The sequence below is a fragment of the Bradyrhizobium sp. dw_78 genome, assembly GCF_018449525.1.
In the GTDB taxonomy this organism is placed as follows: domain Bacteria; phylum Pseudomonadota; class Alphaproteobacteria; order Rhizobiales; family Xanthobacteraceae; genus Bradyrhizobium.
This window is the reverse complement of sequence record NZ_JAAVUS010000002.1, coordinates 498,995-515,628: the sequence shown is the minus strand read 5'-3', so window position 1 is coordinate 515,628 and position 16,634 is coordinate 498,995. Positions and strand designations below refer to the sequence as shown.

Sequence of the window (16,634 nt, the reverse complement as noted above, 5' to 3'; positions counted from 1 at the left end):
TCGCGCCAAATATCTCTCGTGCTTTTCACAAGGAGTTACCATGATCGAAACCATTGAGGCGGCAAACGGCGGCTACCGGTTCATGCCGGGTGTCAGCCAGTATTCATGCGGCATCGGCGCGCTTCCCGGTTTCACCATCGAGCGCGTGCGCTTTTCAAAAGTGATTCCCTTGAAGCAGGGCTTCGAGAAGATCGCGGAGATCATCAAGGCCGCCGGCCGGCCGCTGACGGCCTTTGGCGCCTGCGAATTGCGCTCGCCCGCGCCATTCACCGAGGAAGGCTTCAAGGCCTTCAACGAGATCTATATCAAAACGCTGATCGAATGGGGCGTGATGAAAGACGGCGTCAATCCGGTCGCGCGCAGCAACGTCTGCCCGAAGCTCGATCCGCCGGCCGAGCCGGGCTTTCATGCCTTTTCCTTCGCGACCGTCGCGCCCGATACGCCGGCGTCGTTCGTCGTCGCCGGCAGCGGAGAGTCCGTCGAAGGCAAGGCCAATTATCGCGACCACGCGATTCGCCTCGGTGACATCAGCCCGGCGGGAATGCTGGAAAAGGCAAAATGGGTGCTGGGCGAGATGGAGCGGCGCATGAGTGCGTTCAGTGGCGACTGGAGCCAGACCACGGCGGTACAGCTCTACACCATCCGCGATATTTTCCCGTTTCTGGAAAGCGAATTGGGCCGCCGCGGCGTGCTGCGCTCCGGCCTGACATGGCATTTCAACCGTCCGCCCGTGGTCGATCTGGAATACGAGATGGACTGCCGCAAGGTCCATATCGAGCGCGTTGTCTAAAGCACGATCCGGTCTTCCCTCGCGACAAACGCAGAACGCGCTTGCGCGGAGATCATGCTCAGACAAGAGACAGGACCGTGATTCGATCTGATCGGATCATGATCTTTCAGGCTTGAATGGCAAGAGCGCCGGCAGCGTGATTTCCGGTTTGCCGATACAGCGGGCTATGGCCTTTTGAAGATGGACACCGTGTCCGTCGTCTGTGGCGTTACTTTTTAAGGAGTTTCGCCAGATTTTCCCGCTCCTGCGCGAGCAGTTTCTCGACTACCTTGCGTTTTTCTTCATCGAGCGGGGCCTGCAAGAGCTTGCTCAGGTGCTCGATGTTCAGTTCGGCTATCTCGCGTGGACTTGTGAACCTGGCATCATCAGTCACGACCTTTCCCTCCGGGAGCGCGACTATCGTATTTTAGACCGGTTTTTGGCCAGTGCCAGCATCAAGCCAGAGTTTGATTGCGATCAAACTTTGGTTCGACATTTGGCTTATATTGATATTGCTGAATATTGCTGAAAATGGAAAGGAACGGGGCGTGACGCCGGTTGACCTGAAGCGCCCGGGCGGACCGGCGATCCACGCGGTTGATCCGTGGTTGCCTGGCAACCCCGCCAAGGGCAGGCGGCATCAATTACTCAGTGAAAATGAGCGGGCGCAGCTTGCAAAAATTTCATCGATTGTGCGATTCAAGAAGGGCGACCGGATTTACAGTGAAGGCGATGCCGCGGACGCCGCTTTCAATATCATAAGCGGCGTCGTTGCCGCGTATCGCAATCTCCCGGACGATGGCGAGCACATCGCCTCGCTGCTGCATCCAGGTGATATTTTCGGCCTGTCTGAGGAAGGGCGTTACACAAACGCATGCAGGGCCGTTACGCCGGTCGTAGCTTACAAGATACCTGTGACGGCGATGCGACGCCTGCTGGCGAACAGCACGGATCTGGACGTCGATGTCATCATCAAGCTCTGCGAGGAGCTGCGCCGGGCCCAGCGCCATGCATTCCTTCTCACCCAGAAGAGATCGGTCCCGAAGCTCGCCATGTTCCTCGATCTGCACGAACATCTGCAAACCACGCAGGGCGAATCGGCTTCGGAAATATACCTCCCGATGGATCGTTCCGACATTGCCGCCTATCTGGGGCTGACCTTGTCGGCCGTCAGCCGGGCGTTTCGGACGCTGATTTCCCAGAAGGTCATCTCTTGCCGGGATCGCCGTCACGTCAAGATCCTCGACAGGAAGGCGTTCGAAAAGATCGCCGATAGCCAGGATGGCTAAGAGGTGGCCGGCGGGCCTGACGCCGCGTGCGTTCCGAAAATCAGGAACATCAGCTTGCTTTTTGTGCGCGAGCCGGGCGGTTGAATCAAATTGATGCCAGTCTGGTAATCACGCAGTCGTAATTCGCAGGGGTTGGATGCCAACGGAAAATGCCGCGCATTTTGGTTCGGATATCTTATGATGATCGGACGGCGGAAAAAACCCGAGGTGTCAAATGTCGCAAACGGTCGCGGAAGTGCTCGTCGATGTGCTTGAACGGATTGGCGTCAGACAGGTCTTTGGCCTGATCGGCGATTCCCTTAACCCGCTCGGGGACGCGGTCCGCAAAAGCAAGATCGAATGGATCGGCGTCAGGCACGAGGAAGGCGCGGCGCTGGCGGCTTCGGGCCAGGCCAAGCTCACGGGCCGGCTGGGCGTGTGTGCCGGCACGACAGGTCCCGGCAGCACCCATCTGGTGGCCGGGCTGTACGAGGCAAGCCGCGACCACGCACCGGTGCTGGCGCTTTCGGGCGAGATGCCGCGCAAGATGAAGGGCATCGATTTCTTCCAGACGACCGAACCCGATCTCCTGTTCCGCGACGTGTCGCTCTACACCCAGACGATCGTCTCGGCCGCGCAGGCGCCGGGCGTGATCCATCAGGCGATCGCAGCCGCCTATGCCGGACCGGGTGTTGCCCATCTCACGCTGCCGCAGGACGTATTGTCGTCAAAGGCGGAGGGCGCGATGTCCAGCGTCGCGACGCTGCGGCCGCGCGCCGAGATCGTTCCGAACGAGGCCGATATCGACGATGCGGCCAGCCGTATCGATGCGGCCTCCAGCATCGTCATCATGTGCGGCGCGGGCTGCCGGGGCCTCGCCGACCAACTCGGGGCGTTGTCGGACCGGCTGAAAGCGCCGCTCGTCCATACCGTGCGGGGCAAGGAGATCATGGACTACAAGGACCCGCGCTGGATGGGCGGGCTCGGCATGATCGGCACCAAGCCGGTGTACCACGCCGTGCAGCGTTGCGACCTGCTGGTCATGATCGGCACCGACTATCCCTATTCGAATTTTCTACCGGCGAACGGCAATGTGATCCAGATCGACGAACGGCCGCTGGCGCTGGGACGCCGCACGCCGACGGCTCTCGGCATCACGGGATCGGCGCGCCCGACGATCGAACGGCTGCTCGAAAAGACCAAGGCCAAGGCCGATGCGAAATTCTTCACCCACGTGACCCACGAACGCCGTCAATGGGACGAGATGCTCGATAAGCAGGCCGATCCGGCACGCAGCCGCGACAGGCTGCATCCCCAGGCGGTCGCGCGCTCCGTCAGCGACCTCGCGGCATCCGATGCGACCTTCGTGTTCGATACCGGCCTCAATACGCTGTGGTCGGGCAACTGGATCCGGCAGAACGGCACCCAACGGATCATCGGCTCCTTCAACAACGCCGCGGTCGGTACCGCGGTCGGCCAGGCCAATGGCGTCCAGTCGCTCGACCGTACCAAGCAGGTGATCGTGCTGACCGGCGACGGTGGCTTCAACATGCTGATGGGTGAGTTCATGACGGCGGTTCATCATAAGCTGCCGATCAAGGTCGTCATCTTCAACAACTCGGCGCTGGGATTGATTACGCTGGAGGCCGAGAGCGTCGGTATCCTGCCGTTCCGCAGCGCGATTGAATTTCCCAATCCGGACTTCGCCGCCCTTGCCCGCGCTTGCGGCGCGCACGGTTTTTCGGTCAAACAGCCGGGCGGCTTGACGGCCGCATTGCGCGAAGCATTTGCCTGCGATGGCCCGGCGATCGTGGATTGCGTGGTCGTTCCCGATGAGATGCCCAACATGCCGCATATCGAGCTTGAACAGGCCGGCAATTATGCGTTGGCCAAGATCAAGGAAGCGATCGTCGCGGTGACGGGATGATGACGGGGGAGTGATACCGGCGGCTTTGATCGCCGAGCCGGAATCGTTGCGCAAGGCAACGCGATTCATCACACGAAAGAGATCGCTTCCGCGGTCTCCAGGATCTGCCGGAGTTCAAGCAGCGCTTTTTCCAGAATCTCGTCGGTCGCGGGATGACCGAGGCAGAGCCGGATGCCGAGCGTTCCGCGGTCGACCTGCTGCAGCGCGCCCGGTGGCGCAATGGTGATGCCGGCTTGCGCGGCTTGTGCCACCAGCGCGATCAGCGTGCGTCCGGCGGGAATCGGCAGCCAGCGATGAAATCCCGGCGTGTCTGACATCGGTGCGAGCCAGGTGCCGAGCACGCGATCGGCGATGGCGTTGCGGCGGGCTGCCGCAGTGCGCTTCGCATGCACCTGCCGCAACAGGTCGCCGCTATGGATCAGCCGCGTGACCACTTCCGCCATGATCGGCGAAGCCATCCAGCCCGTTGCGCGCACGGCATTGATGGAGCGGTCGCGGAATTGCTCCGGCACGATCATGGCGGCAATCCGCAGGCCCGGCGCGAGGCATTTCGCGAAGCTCGTGACGTAAAAGCTCCGTTCGGGAACCAGCGCCGAGATCGGGGTCGGCGGCGACGCGAACAAAAACGCGTAGGCGTCGTCCTCCAGGAAATAGGCGTTGTGCTTTCGAATGATGTCGGCGATTTGGCGGCGCCGTTCCGGCATCATCACGGTCCCCGTCGGCGTTTGCAGGCTGGGGGTGGCGAACAGCACGCGCGCGCCGGTTTCCGTAAAGGCGCGGTCGAGCGCGTCGGGCAGCAAACCCTCGGCGTCGCCGTCGACGCCGTGCAGCCGGTATCCGTTTTGCGACGAGAGCGCGGCCATTCCGGAATAGGTGAAACGTTCCGTCAGCACCATCTCGTTCGGCTTCGCCACCATATTGAACGCAACCGAAAGCGCGTGTTGCCCGCCATGGGTGATGAAGAGGTTGGCGACATCGGCTTTCATGCCGAAGCTCGCAAGCCAGCCCCTCATGATCTCGCGATGCAAGGGCAGTCCCTGGTGCGGAAGATAACCGAGCAGGGGACTGAGCGCGCCGTCCGCCAGGATCTCCGACAGCACCGAGGCGATCAGTTCGGCCTCGCCGGTCGAGGGAGGAACGTTGAGCGCCAGATTGATGGTGGTTTGCACCGGGCCTTTGGTGTTCGCGGGCGGCCGGCGGCGTTGCACGAAGGTGCCGCGGCCGACCTCACCCGAAATCAGGCCGCGGGTTTCGGCCTCCGCATAGGCCCGCGAGACCGTCCCGACACTGAGGCCGAGCTGGCTCGCCATGTCGCGTTGGGGCAGCAGGCGGGTGCCCGGTTTCAGGACGCCGGTTTGAATGTCGTTTTCGAGCGCCTGGACGAAGGCGAGATATCGAGGCCCGTCTGTTTCGGACAGAACCGGCAGCCAATCGTCGGAAGAAGAAGTTTGAGACACAATGGCTCTCTAATTTTTATTTTATCTGAATAGTACAATCGTGGAATTGTTGCAATACGTGATGCTATCAAAGACACGCTGATATGCTGAAATGCGAATTCTGGAGGGAATCCGTGGCAATCCTGGTGGAATTTAGCGTTGAATGGGCGAATTGTTGCGGTGCATTATAACAAATATGACAAATTGAACTATTGGAAGTTTGACATTTGGCTCCCCTTGGCTTTTATCGTTCCGGCATAAGGGAGTGCGCAAGTGATCTACGAAATCAGAGTGTACGAAGCCGCCGACGGCAAGGCCGAGGCGATGAAGGCGCGGTTCAAGAATGAAGTCGTCAAGCGGCTTCCAGGGCATGGCATTGAATTGCTCGGCGTGTTTGAATCGGAGGCCGACGCTTCGCGGCTGACTTACGTGACGCGCTTCAAATCCGAAGAAGACCGCACCAAAGGCTGGGCCGCTTTCGGCGCCGATCCGGAATGGCGCGCCATCAAGGCCGCCTCCGAAACCAACGGTCCGCTTCTCAAGAACCAGACGGTGTCGGTGCTGTCGCCGACAGTGGCCGGCCTGCTGCTGGCGTAAGCCGCCGATCGCGCGCCCGAAGGACGAACATGAAACCAGCGCCGTTTGAATATGCCCGGCCCGGCTCGCTTGAAGAAGCTTGCGAGATATTGGGGGCCGATGAAGATGCGCGTGTCATCGCAGGTGGCCAGACGCTGATCCCGATGCTGGCGATGCGGCTCGCCCGCCCAACCAGACTCGTCGATATCCTGCGTCTTCAGGAACTGAAGGGCGTTCGTTTCGAGAACGATACGGTCGTGATCGGTGCGGTTACCCGCCAGGTCGAGGTCGAGCGCAACGAAATGCTCCATCGCAAGCTGCCGCTGTTGATGAAGGCGCTGCCGTGGGTCGGTCATCCGCCGACCCGCAACCGCGGCACCGTCGGCGGCTCGATCGCCAACGCGGATCCGTCGGCCGAAATCCCGCTGGTCGCGGTCACGCTGGGCGCCGAGATTGAAATCGCCAATTCGTCCGACCGCACCAAGATGCCGGCCGATGATTTCTTCATCGGGCCGATGCTCACCTCGGTGATGCCGGGCGACTGCGTCTGCGCGGTGCATTTTCCGGTCTGGTCGCAGCCGCGCGTGGGAACGGGCTTCCATGAAGTCAGCGCGCGCCAGTCTGACTTCGCCTTTGTCGCGGCTGCCGCGCAGGTGGCGATCGACGAAAACGGCCGCTGCGTCGATGCCGTTCTGGGTCTCGGCGGCGTCGGCGATCGTGCGACGCGCATCGATGTTTCGGCGCTGATCGGCAAGAATGTCGATCGGGCGCAGATTTCGGACGTCGTTCGGGCGGGTACAAAAGATCTTGAAACAAGTTCCGATATGCATGTGACCGCCTCTTATCGCCAGCGCGTCGCGGCCGTGTTCGGAACGCGCGCGCTCGAAGATGCCTTTGCCGAGGCGCGCTCGCATGGTGGGGTGGTTCAATGAAGGTCAGCCTCAACGTCAATGGGCACAAGCGCGAGGTCGATGTCGAGCCGCGCAAGACGCTGCTCGACACGCTGCGGGAGGATTTCCTGCTGGTAGGCAGTCATGCCGGCTGTGAACACGGCGTTTGCGGCGCCTGCACGGTGCTGCTTAACGGCGAGCCGGCGCGTTCCTGCCTGATGTTTGCCGTTCAGGCCGACGGCTATGAGATCACGACCATCGAAGGCCTGGCGCCAGCGCCGGGAGAGTTGAGCGTGGTTCAGGACGCCTTCTGCGAGACCCACGGCCTGCAATGCGGCTATTGCACGCCCGGCATGATCCTGACGGCGCATGCGCTGCTCAACAATAACGATGCGCCCTCGCGAGAGGATATCGTGGAAGCGATCTCCGGCAATATCTGCCGCTGCACCGGCTATGGACAAATCGTCGAGGCGGTGGAATTCGCTGCCGACCGCCTGCGCAAGGCAAATGCACCGCGCAGCGCCAAGCTTGCACCTGTCGATGAGGCGCCCGTCGCTCCCTCCGCCGAATCCGGAGCCGCGCCGAAAAAGGGCGTTCTCGAAACCGCCCAGACCAGCGCACCGCGTGGAGGCCGTAAGTGAGTTCACCGACGCTGCCCCTCAAATTCGTTTCCTCGAATCGCCGCGTTCGCGAGGATCGCCGCTTTGTCGCCGGCCACGGCCACTACGTCGCTGACGTCGCGCTCGAAGGCATGCTGCATGTCGCGCTGGTGCCGTCGCAATATCCGGCGGCACGGATTGTTTCGATCGATGCGACCGAAGCGATGAAAATGCCCGGCGTGCATTACGCGCTGACCGGCGAGGAACTCGTCAAGGCGACCGAACCCCTGATGAACGGGCTGGATACGCCGAATGTGCGGCGTTTTCCGCTTGCCGTCGGCCAGGTGCGCTATGCCGGCGAGTGGGTGGTTGCGGTGGTTGCCGAGACTCGCGCGCAGGCCGAAGATGCCACGGAAAAAGTCCGCATCGAATACGAGCCGCTGCCTTATGTGATTGACGGGGAAGAAGCGTTCGATCCGTCAAGTACGCCGGTCCATCCGGCGCATGGCAGCAACGTGCTGCTCGACAAGACCTTCGTCTGGGGCGAGGTCGAAAAGCACTTCGCCGAAAGCCCGCGCCATCTCTCGTTCCGCGTGGCCTGGAGCCGTAACTCGACCGTGCCGATCGAAACCTTCGGCGTCGCGGCCAAGTGGGATCCGTGGCGTGAGATGCTTGACGTCTGGGCCTCGATCCAGATGCCGAAATACCCCGATCAGATCGCGCGCGCGCTTCGTATTCCGGCCAACAACGTCCGGGTTCACCAGGACGTTGATGTCGGCGGCAGCTATGGCGTGAAGCGCGGCATCAAGCAGACGGTGATCGCCTCGCATCTGGCGCGGATCCTGGGACGTCCCGTTCGCCTGCTCGAGGATCGGCTGGACAACATGCGGGCCGGCGACGCCCATGGGCCGGAGCGCACCTTCGACGTCGAGATCGCCTTCAACGACGACGGCATCATCAAGTCGATGAAGATGCGCGCGCTCGACAATGTCGGCGCCTATGCCGGACGATCGCCGTTCCAGCTCGGCAAGCCGATCGGCGCGATCGTCGGGCCCTACAAGATCGAGAGCGTGCAGTATCGCGCGATCGCGGTCACTTCGAACAAGGCGGCGCAGGAGGCGGTGCGCGGCTTCGGACAATCGCCGACCAATTACGCGATCGAAACCGCGATCGACAAGGTCGCTGCCGCGGTCGGGCTGGACCGGATCGAGATCCGCCGCCGCAATTTCATCCGCAGCGATGAATTTCCCTATCTGATCCCGAGCGGCACGCGTTACGACAGCGGCGATTATCACACCGTGGTCGCCAAGGTTCTGGCCCATGCCGACTACGAAGGGTTGAAGCGCGAGCGCGACGCCTTGCGGGCGGCCGGACAATGCGCCGGCATCGGCATTGCCGCTTGTCTCGAGCCCAGCGGCGGCAACTCGGCGTTTGAGCCTCTGCTCAACGAAAAGAACACCACCACGACCTGGATGGATTCCTGCCGCATCAATGTCGATGGCGTCGGCTTCATCACCGCGACCATCCATACGACCTCAGCCGGGCAGGGACATGAGACGCTGGCGGCCACTGTCATCGGCGAGGTGCTGGAGATCGATCCGGATATGATCCGGATCGTGCGTCCGGATTCGCTCAACTGCCTGCCGTCGAATACGCCGGTCGGCAGCCGCATGGCGATCATGCTGGGCGGAGCGGCGTTCCATGCCGCGCAGAAGCTCAAGGCCAAGATTGTGCATCTTGCCGCACATCAGTTCGGATGCAGCGATAAGGATGTCGTTTACGACGGCGGCGCGGTCTCGTATCCCGCTTCGAAGCAAAAGCTGAGCTGGATCGAACACGTCAACATCGCGCACCGCAATTTCCATCTGCTGCCGGAAGGCATGGAGCCCGGCCTCGAGGTCACCCATGTGATGCAGGTGCCGACCGGCGCCAAGCTGCCGGAAAACGGCCGGGTGCAGATGTATCCGTGTCATTCCTTTGAGTTCCACCTGGTGCTGATCGCGTTCGATCCGCAGATCGGCAAGCCCGAAATCAAGCGTTACGTGATTGGCCATGACTGCGGCACGGTGATCAACCCGCACATCGTCAAGGGCATGACGCTCGGCGGAATCGCCCACGGCATCGGCGTCGCGCTGCTGGAAGAATTCGTCTACGACAGCGAAGGCCAGATGCTGGCGCAGAGCTTCATGGATTATCTGCTGCCGTCGTCTCACGAGGTGCCGAAGGTCGAGATCGTGCATCATTGCACGCCCTCGCCATTCACCGTCTTCGGCCAGAAAGGGTCCGGCGAAAGCGGCTATCTAGGGTCTCCGGCTGCGATATCCGGGGCTATCAATGACGCGGTTTCGGGGTTCGGAGTTTCGTTCTCCAGGCTGCCGATCCGGATCGCAGCCATCAGCGACGCCATAGCCGCCGCGCAAGAATCGAAAACAAAGGTCCAGAAATGATCATCGATTGTCACGCTCATCTCGTTCCGCCCGCCCTGCTGGATGCCATTCGTGCCGACAGCGCGAATTTCCCCTCTGTCAAATTGATCGAGGAGGGCGGCAGCCTCGGCTTCGCATTCGCCGGCAACAAGCCGACCCGTCCGGTGTCGAAGCCGCTCAGTGACATTGCCGCCCGGTTGCAGTGGCTCGACACCAACAAGGTCGAGCGTCAGGTCGTGGGCGGCTGGCTCGACATGTTCGGTTATGAGATTCCGGCGGAGGAGGGTCTTCGCTGGTCTCGCCTGATCAACACCTATCTGGCAAAGACGGCGAAGGAACAGCCGCGTTTTATTCCGCTTGCAACGGTCCCGTTGCAGGATGGCGCGCGCGCCGCCGAAGTGCTGAAGGAAGCCCATGGCCAGGGTTTCAAGGGCGCGATGATCGGCACCCAGCCGAAAGGCAAGGGCGGCGTGCTCGATGATCCCAGCCTGCTGCCGTTCTGGCAGGCCGCCAACGAACTCGGTTCGGTCATCTTCATCCATCCGGTGTTCGAGAGCGGCGACGATCGCGTTCACGATTACGGAATGGCCAATGCGGTGGGGCGCATCACGGATACGCTGATCGCGATGTCGCGGCTGATTTATGCCGGCCATGTCACGCGCTTCAGCAACACCAAGATCGTGGCCGGCATCGGCGGCGCGGCCTTGCCCTATGTGGTCGGCCGCCTGCGCCGGAACTATTCGCTCGACAAGGACAAGCTCGGCGATCCCGACGCGGCGCTGGCTGCGATGTACTACGACACCATCGTGCAGGATACCCGCGCGCTGCGGTTCCTGGCGGACGTCGTCGGCGCCGACCGCATCATGATGGGGTCGGACATGCCGTTCCCGATCGGCGACCTGGTGCCGCTCAAGATCGTGCAGGACACGCCGTTCACGGACAGCGAACGGGCGAGCATCAATGGCGGACTCGCGCAAAAACTATTTGGATTGTGAGGTAAGGCCGTGAAACTAGATATCGGTGGCAATGAAGCGATTCCCGCCTCGGTCGATGCGCTGTGGGTCGCGCTTAACGATCCCAACGTCCTGACGCGCTGCGTTCCCGGCTGCAAGAGCATGACGGAGATCGCTCCTGATTCCTACAAGGTCGACATGCAGCTCAAGGTTGCCGCGGTCGGCGGCTCGTTCGAAGGCGAGATATCGCTGTTCGACAAGCAGGAGCCCAAGACGTGCAGCATCAAGGTGTCCGGCGCGGGCTCGCTGGGGCATGGCAACGGCACTGCCCGGTTTGAAATCGAGCCCGATGGCGACAACGGTTCTCGCCTGGTCTACAAGGGCAATGGCGAAATCGGCGGTCTTGTGGCCGGGGTCGGGCAGCGCATTCTGGCGAGTGTTTCAAAGCACCTGATCGGCCGTTTCTTCGTTGCCCTGCGCAAGGAGTTCGAAGCGCCGATCGGCGGCGCTGCGGGATAAAATGACGCATCGCGCTATTGAGCGCGGCGGGGGATAAGGCAGGGGCCGCATGCGGGGCGCGGCACTTGAGGCGTCGGGAGGGAGTGCAATGAACCGAGTTAGTATGAGTCTTGGCCTGTTGCTGCTGGCCGTGATCGGATCGCCGTCGTCGGCCCAGGAATTGCAGAAGCTCTCCATTGTTGTTTTCGGAACGCCGTCCCTCGGCGCCTTTCTGCCGCCCGTCATCAAGGCCCAGAAGCTCGACGAAAAGAACGGATTGTCGATTTCGTTCGAGGAGCGCACGCCGGACGCCTATACGGCGCAGTTCAATTCCGGGGAATTCCAGCTCGGCGGCAGCGCGGCGCTGCTGACCGTCGGGCTTGCCGATATCAGGGGCGTCAAGGTCACCTACCTTTTCAATCTGTTCGATTTCTGGGGCACGGTGGTCACCACGCACTCGGACATCAAGTCGATCAAGGACCTCGAAGGCAAGGATCTCGCGGCGGCAAAAGGCACGACCAATTACGTGATGTTTGACTGGTTTGCCCGGCAATTGGGCGCGGACACCAGCAAGTTCTCCGTCGTGAACACCGCCACGCCGGGCCTCATCGGCTATGCCATTGCCGACCGCGCCACCGCCGTTCAACTTTGGGAACCGGCCTACACCACGCTGCTCACCAAGAAGCCCGACATCAAGACCATCGATCTCAAGATCGCCGAAAGCTGGAAGAGGGTGACGGGCAGCACCAACATTCCGTATCTCGGCGTCGCCGCTCATACCGATTGGGCGGAGAAAAACAAAGACCTGATTCCGAAACTCTATGCGGCCTACAAGGAAGCCGGCCAGTGGACCGCCGCGCATCCCGATGATGCGGCCAAATTGATCTCGCCCAAGGGTTCCGACGACGACCGCAAGGCGATCGCCGATCTCATTCGCGCCAACGACCGGCTCGGCATGAATATCCGCACCGCCGCCGAAGTCAGCAAGGAGATCAGGTCGGTTTACGACGCCGGCAAGTCGATCGCCTTTCTACCGTCGGATCCTTCGGCTTCAACAATCTATGATGGACCGATGCAATGACGATGCCGCAAGCTGAATTATCTTCGCCACAGCCGGCGAGCTGGAGTTGGGCCGTCGGTCGCCGCGCGCTGACGTATGTTTTTCCATTCGTCGTCGTGGCCGGGATCTGGCAGATCGCATCGCTGTTCTTTCCGCCATTCCTGTTTCCGTCGCTGGTCGACGTGTTCAAGCGCTGTATACTGATTTTCGCGAGCTGGAGCGAGTTCAGCGACGTGCTCGCGACGGTCGGCCGTATCCTGGCCGGCTTGGCCGGAGCCTTTATCGTCGGCGCCGTGCTTGCGGTCATGATGGCGCGTTCGCGCGCGGCGAATGAATTCCTCTCGCCGATCCTGACCCTGTTTCAGGGCATTCCCGCGCTGTCCTGGGTGGTGTTTGCGATCATCTGGTTTCACGGTGTCGAGCCGCGAATCTTCTTCATCATGGTGATGACGACGCTGCCGGCCTTCGCCTTTCAGGTGCTGAGCGCGCTGCAGGCGATGTCGCGCGATCTCATGGAAATGGTGATGAGCTTCCGTCCGAACCGCGTGAAGCTGTTTCGCGTGATGATCATTCCCGCGATCCTGCCGGACATTCTCACGGCCTGGAAGGTCAATCTCGGAAACGCCTCGCGCGTCGTCGTCGTGGCCGAACTGGTCGGCGCGACCGGCGGCGTCGGATATGAACTTTTGCAGCAACAGCAGGTGTTCGACATGGCCGGCGCGCTGGCCTGGACGTTGCAGCTCGTCTTTTTCGTGCTGATCGCGCAGGGGGTGCTCACCCTGATCGAGAACATTGCTTTCCGCTACCGGGCCGTATCGGAGCGTAGCCTATGACCACATCACAGCCGATCATTAGTCTGAAACAGGTCTCCAAGAGCTTTGGCAAGGCGGGCGGGGCTTCGTCCTATACGGCCGTCGACCGGCTGGATCTCGACGTCGGGCGAGGTCAGATGCTTGCGCTGCTCGGCAAGACCGGTTGCGGCAAATCGACCATCTTCAACATGATTGCAGGATTGACGGAGCCGAGCTCCGGCGATGTAACCATCGACGGCCGCAACCCGTTCCGCGACTTCGATTCTTTTCGGGGCAAGATCGCGATCGTTTTTCAGGGCGATCGCCTGCTGCCCTGGCGTACCGCGGTCCAGAATGTCGAACTCGGTCTCGAGATGCTGGATGTTCCAGCGGAGAAACGCCGGACAGCTGCGATGCACTGGCTGACGACGCTGGGTTTGCGGGGCCATGAAAACGATTATCCGCACGCGCTGTCCGGCGGTATGCGGCAGCGCGTGTCGATTGCGCGCGCTTTCGCCACCGACGCAAACATTCTGCTATGCGACGAGCCGTTTTCCGCGCTGGACGAAATGACGGGCCGCTCGCTGCGGGCCGAGTTTGCCAGGCTGGTCAAGCAGAACGGCAAGACCGCCGTGTTCATCACCCATTCGATCAACGAAGCGCTGGAGATCGGCGACCGGATCGTGGTACTGAAGCGGCCAGCGAACATCGCCGTCGATCTGCCCCTGACATCGGAAACGACGGAAACGGAAAAGCTGGCGATCCGTAACCAGATCCAGGGCGTGTTGGCGGCATAAGCGCGAACGGCGCACCGGACGTCTAGGCGATGGGGGAGGCGATGCGAAAGTTGTTTTTTGCCGGTCTGGCGGTGCTGGGTATGCTCGCGGCCGGGCAAGCCTCGGCGGAGGAATGGCCAACGCATACGTTGACCATGGTCAATCCGTTCGCTGCCGGCGGGCCCAACGATGTGCCCGCGCGTCTGTTCGCGCAGCGGATGGGTGAGATCCTGGGCCAGACCATCATCGTCGAGAATGTCGGTGGCGCGGGCGGCATGAACGGGGCCGAACGCGTCGTGAAGGCGACGCCCGACGGCTATACGTTTCTGCAGGGGACCGTCGGCACTCAGGCGCAGAACCAGACGCTCTACAAGAAGCCGCTGTATGATTCGACCAAGGACTTCGTCAGTGTCGGCCTGTTCCTGGAGGTGCCGCTGGTTTTGGTGGTGCGCAAGGATCTGCCGGTCAACTCGATGAAGGAATTCGTCGCTTACGCCAAGGCCAATCAGGACAAGATGCAGTTTGCGTCCGCCGGCACCGGTTCGGCCATCCATCTTGGTTGCGCCCTGATGAATTCGGTGGCGGGGCTGGATGTCACGCATGTGCCCTATCGCGGCTCAAATCCTGCCATGCAGGATATCGTCAGCGGACGGGTCGATTATCTCTGCGATATCGTCACCTCGGCCAAGCCGCAGATCGATTCCAGCCAAGTGAAGGCGATCGCGGTGCTCGACGATGCGCGTTCGTCGGCGTTGCCGGACGTTCCGACCGCGGTCGAGCAGGGTTTCAATGTCAAGGCTTACACCTGGAATGCGTTCTTCCTGCCGAAGGGCACGCCGGATGCCATTGTCCAGAAGCTCAATCACGCCATGATCGAGGCGATGAAAACGCCGGAACTGCGCCAGCGGATGGACGCGCTCGGCCTCAAGATCGTTTCGGAAGATCGTGCCACGCCGGCCTATCTCGACGGCTTCGTGCAGAGCGAGATCGCGAAATGGTCGACGCTGATCAAGACCAGCGGGATCAGCGTCGATTAACGTTCTGAAGGCTCCCATCGACGGCCGTTGAAAGTCCCTGCTCGGGCCGCCTTCCCGAAATCCGCGCGGCCGAGAAGGACCGCCCAGGCCGGACGATGTCCCGGAAAGGTTTTTCCTCGTTTCCAGCTATTCGGCATAGCAATGTTGCTATTTTGGCCGTGGCCTTGCCGGGCTGTGCCGGCCGTCCAAAATGAAGGCGAGACATCGGATTCTCCGGGAGATCGCCATGGGCCTTCAACAGTCGAACATCGAATCGCTGCCGTTCGTGACGGCGGAACTCAATTATCTCGCGCCCGTTGCAGGCAAGCCCAGGACCTATGCCTATGATCCGCCGCCGGGAGAACCCAGGACGACGGCGCTGCCCGAGCCTCACATCGTTCCGATCTTCGATGCGCGCTTGATCGCCGACGCTATTTCACTGGATCGTGAGGGCTTTGCCCTGGTCCGGCATCCGACCGCGGTCAGGAACTTCTATGACGATAAGGAGGTCAGGAGCGTCTATTATCCGGCGGCGGAGGCGTTCATCAAGGCGACCTTGAAGGCGGATCGCGTCTTTATATTCGACCATACCGTCCGCAAACGGGTGGAAGGCACGGACGATGTTCGCGGCGTCGCCCCGCGGCAGCCGGCAACGCGCGTTCACGTCGACCAGACCGATCTATCGGGCCGCAATCGCGTTCGCGAGCATTTGCCGGAAGAGGCGGATGAGCTTCTGAAGGGACGCGTGCAGGTCATCAATCTGTGGCGGCCGATACGCGGTCCGCTGCGTGACGCGCCGCTCGCCATGTGCGACGGCCAGACCGTGGCGCCCGGCGATCTCGTCGCCTCCGACCTGATCTATCCCAACCGGAACGGCGAAACCTATTCCGTGAAGTTCAACCCCAACCATCGCTGGTTCTACGTTCCGGAAATGACTGCCGACGAAGCGCTGCTGCTGAAGTGCTACGATTCCGCGACCGATGGCCGGACCCGTTTCGGGCCGCATACGGCGTTCATCGACCCGACGACACCGGCCGATGCGCCGCCGCGCGAGAGCATCGAGCTGCGGACGCTGGTATTCCACAAGCACTGAGTTTGGTAAGAGCTTACGCGTTGTACGCTCCGGGCGAGGGCTCGGGGCGTGCGGTTGCAGGATCCCTTGCAGGATATCACTTGCGGAGGCGCGCCATCGTTCCGGCGACGATCTGCATCGCCACGCCGACCACCCATCCCAGCATGATCATCGCTGTCCAGACGATATGCGGTTCGGCCCGGAGCACGATCACGCCGACCGACGCAAAGGCCGTCAGCGCGGCCAGAAACGTGCCCACGGCGGTTAGAAATTCCGCGGAATCGATCGGTCCGGCCGAGCCGTCTTTCGACGCCTCGTCAGGGCTGTGAAAGGGCAGCGGGGGCGTGTCGATCCCCAGGTAAAATCCGACGGCGCCGCTGATCATCATGAGCAGCAGGAAGGCCTGGGAGGTGAGCGCCGCAACACTTGAACCGACGTGGACGCCGACAAACAGCCCGCTTGCCGCGCCGGCCATCGCCAGCCCGACGCGTTCCAGAACGTGGGCGAATCTCCTGACCCGAAATCGCATAGGGACTACCACAGATGGCTAAGGCGGCCAGGCCGAAGCATTTTTGCA

16 protein-coding genes and 1 pseudogene are annotated in these 16,634 nt (G+C 61.7%); 15 read left to right on the top strand and 2 right to left on the bottom strand.

The window, feature by feature from the left end; all coding sequences use genetic code 11:
* Positions 1 to 40: 40 nt before the first annotated feature.
* From HB630_RS08190 to HB630_RS08175, 4 genes are all read left to right on the top strand, one after another.
* Entirely contained in the window at positions 41 to 790 is a 750-nt protein-coding gene (locus tag HB630_RS08190; RefSeq protein WP_213771603.1) for a hypothetical protein, read from the top strand.
* Between the two features lie 202 nt (positions 791 to 992).
* Positions 993 to 1,298, top strand: coding sequence for a hypothetical protein (locus HB630_RS08185; RefSeq protein WP_213771601.1), 306 nt, complete (start codon positions 993 to 995; stop codon positions 1,296 to 1,298).
* A gap of 19 nt (positions 1,299 to 1,317) precedes the next feature.
* On the top strand, positions 1,318 to 2,058 hold the full coding sequence (locus tag HB630_RS08180) for a Crp/Fnr family transcriptional regulator (protein ID WP_213771599.1): 741 nt from the start codon (positions 1,318 to 1,320) through the stop codon (positions 2,056 to 2,058).
* A 214-nt stretch (positions 2,059 to 2,272) separates the two neighbouring features.
* Complete coding sequence (locus HB630_RS08175; RefSeq protein ID WP_213771597.1) at positions 2,273 to 3,964, top strand: thiamine pyrophosphate-binding protein; 1,692 nt, start codon at positions 2,273 to 2,275, stop codon at positions 3,962 to 3,964.
* Between the two features lie 68 nt (positions 3,965 to 4,032).
* On the opposite strand, the gene HB630_RS08170 is transcribed toward HB630_RS08175, so the two are convergent.
* The gene (locus HB630_RS08170) at positions 4,033 to 5,421 is read right to left on the bottom strand and encodes a PLP-dependent aminotransferase family protein (protein ID WP_213771595.1); all 1,389 of its coding nucleotides are present in this window, start codon (positions 5,419 to 5,421) and stop codon (positions 4,033 to 4,035) included.
* A 252-nt stretch (positions 5,422 to 5,673) separates the two neighbouring features.
* Here HB630_RS08170 and HB630_RS08165 point away from each other — a divergent pair, with 252 nt between their 5' ends.
* The 11 genes and pseudogenes from HB630_RS08165 to HB630_RS08115 all read left to right on the top strand — a co-directional run bounded on the left by HB630_RS08165 (position 5,674) and on the right by HB630_RS08115 (position 16,078).
* Complete coding sequence (locus HB630_RS08165) at positions 5,674 to 5,997, top strand: NIPSNAP family protein (RefSeq protein WP_213771593.1); 324 nt, start codon at positions 5,674 to 5,676, stop codon at positions 5,995 to 5,997.
* Between the two features lie 29 nt (positions 5,998 to 6,026).
* Positions 6,027 to 6,908, top strand: a complete 882-nt coding sequence (locus tag HB630_RS08160) for an FAD binding domain-containing protein (protein ID WP_213771591.1) — start codon at positions 6,027 to 6,029, stop codon at positions 6,906 to 6,908.
* Positions 6,905 to 7,363 (top strand): annotated as a pseudogene (locus HB630_RS08155) ((2Fe-2S)-binding protein); the annotation flags it as partial. The gene HB630_RS08160 and the pseudogene HB630_RS08155, both read left to right, overlap by 4 nt.
* 140 nt (positions 7,364 to 7,503) lie before the next feature.
* The gene (locus tag HB630_RS08150; RefSeq protein ID WP_213771588.1) at positions 7,504 to 9,912 is read left to right on the top strand and encodes a xanthine dehydrogenase family protein molybdopterin-binding subunit; all 2,409 of its coding nucleotides are present in this window, start codon (positions 7,504 to 7,506) and stop codon (positions 9,910 to 9,912) included.
* Positions 9,909 to 10,886, top strand: coding sequence for an amidohydrolase family protein (locus HB630_RS08145; RefSeq protein WP_213771587.1), 978 nt, complete (start codon positions 9,909 to 9,911; stop codon positions 10,884 to 10,886). The genes HB630_RS08150 and HB630_RS08145 overlap by 4 nt, the downstream gene beginning before the upstream one ends.
* A 9-nt stretch (positions 10,887 to 10,895) precedes the next feature.
* Positions 10,896 to 11,363: a carbon monoxide dehydrogenase subunit G gene (locus tag HB630_RS08140; protein ID WP_213771585.1), complete on the top strand. Its 468-nt coding sequence runs from the start codon at positions 10,896 to 10,898 to the stop codon at positions 11,361 to 11,363.
* 88 nt (positions 11,364 to 11,451) lie between these two features.
* Entirely contained in the window at positions 11,452 to 12,423 is a 972-nt protein-coding gene (locus HB630_RS08135) for an ABC transporter substrate-binding protein (protein ID WP_213771583.1), read from the top strand.
* The gene (locus HB630_RS08130) at positions 12,420 to 13,235 is read left to right on the top strand and encodes an ABC transporter permease subunit (protein WP_213771581.1); all 816 of its coding nucleotides are present in this window, start codon (positions 12,420 to 12,422) and stop codon (positions 13,233 to 13,235) included. Before HB630_RS08135 ends, HB630_RS08130 begins: the two co-directional genes overlap by 4 nt.
* Complete coding sequence (locus HB630_RS08125) at positions 13,232 to 13,990, top strand: ABC transporter ATP-binding protein (RefSeq protein WP_213771579.1); 759 nt, start codon at positions 13,232 to 13,234, stop codon at positions 13,988 to 13,990. Before HB630_RS08130 ends, HB630_RS08125 begins: the two co-directional genes overlap by 4 nt.
* Before the next feature lie 41 nt (positions 13,991 to 14,031).
* Positions 14,032 to 15,006: a tripartite tricarboxylate transporter substrate binding protein gene (locus HB630_RS08120; protein ID WP_213771578.1), complete on the top strand. Its 975-nt coding sequence runs from the start codon at positions 14,032 to 14,034 to the stop codon at positions 15,004 to 15,006.
* A gap of 226 nt (positions 15,007 to 15,232) precedes the next feature.
* Entirely contained in the window at positions 15,233 to 16,078 is an 846-nt protein-coding gene (locus HB630_RS08115; protein WP_213771577.1) for a CmcJ/NvfI family oxidoreductase, read from the top strand.
* Positions 16,079 to 16,154: 76 nt separating this feature from the next.
* Here the strand turns inward: HB630_RS08115 and HB630_RS08110 are convergent, their stop codons facing one another.
* Positions 16,155 to 16,586, bottom strand: coding sequence for a hypothetical protein (locus tag HB630_RS08110; protein ID WP_213771576.1), 432 nt, complete (start codon positions 16,584 to 16,586; stop codon positions 16,155 to 16,157).
* Between the last annotated feature and the right edge of the window lie 48 nt (positions 16,587 to 16,634).

Coding starts and splice junctions, on each gene's coding strand:
- HB630_RS08190 (WP_213771603.1), top strand. CDS start 41: ATGATCGAAACCATTGAGGCGGCAAACGGCGGCTACCGGTTCATGCCG.
- HB630_RS08175 (WP_213771597.1), top strand. CDS start 2,273: ATGTCGCAAACGGTCGCGGAAGTGCTCGTCGATGTGCTTGAACGGATT.
- HB630_RS08145 (WP_213771587.1), top strand. CDS start 9,909: ATGATCATCGATTGTCACGCTCATCTCGTTCCGCCCGCCCTGCTGGAT.
- HB630_RS08115 (WP_213771577.1), top strand. CDS start 15,233: ATGGGCCTTCAACAGTCGAACATCGAATCGCTGCCGTTCGTGACGGCG.
- HB630_RS08130 (WP_213771581.1), top strand. CDS start 12,420: ATGACGATGCCGCAAGCTGAATTATCTTCGCCACAGCCGGCGAGCTGG.
- HB630_RS08110 (WP_213771576.1), bottom strand. CDS start 16,586: ATGCGATTTCGGGTCAGGAGATTCGCCCACGTTCTGGAACGCGTCGGG.
- HB630_RS08125 (WP_213771579.1), top strand. CDS start 13,232: ATGACCACATCACAGCCGATCATTAGTCTGAAACAGGTCTCCAAGAGC.
- HB630_RS08160 (WP_213771591.1), top strand. CDS start 6,027: ATGAAACCAGCGCCGTTTGAATATGCCCGGCCCGGCTCGCTTGAAGAA.
- HB630_RS08135 (WP_213771583.1), top strand. CDS start 11,452: ATGAACCGAGTTAGTATGAGTCTTGGCCTGTTGCTGCTGGCCGTGATC.
- HB630_RS08120 (WP_213771578.1), top strand. CDS start 14,032: ATGCGAAAGTTGTTTTTTGCCGGTCTGGCGGTGCTGGGTATGCTCGCG.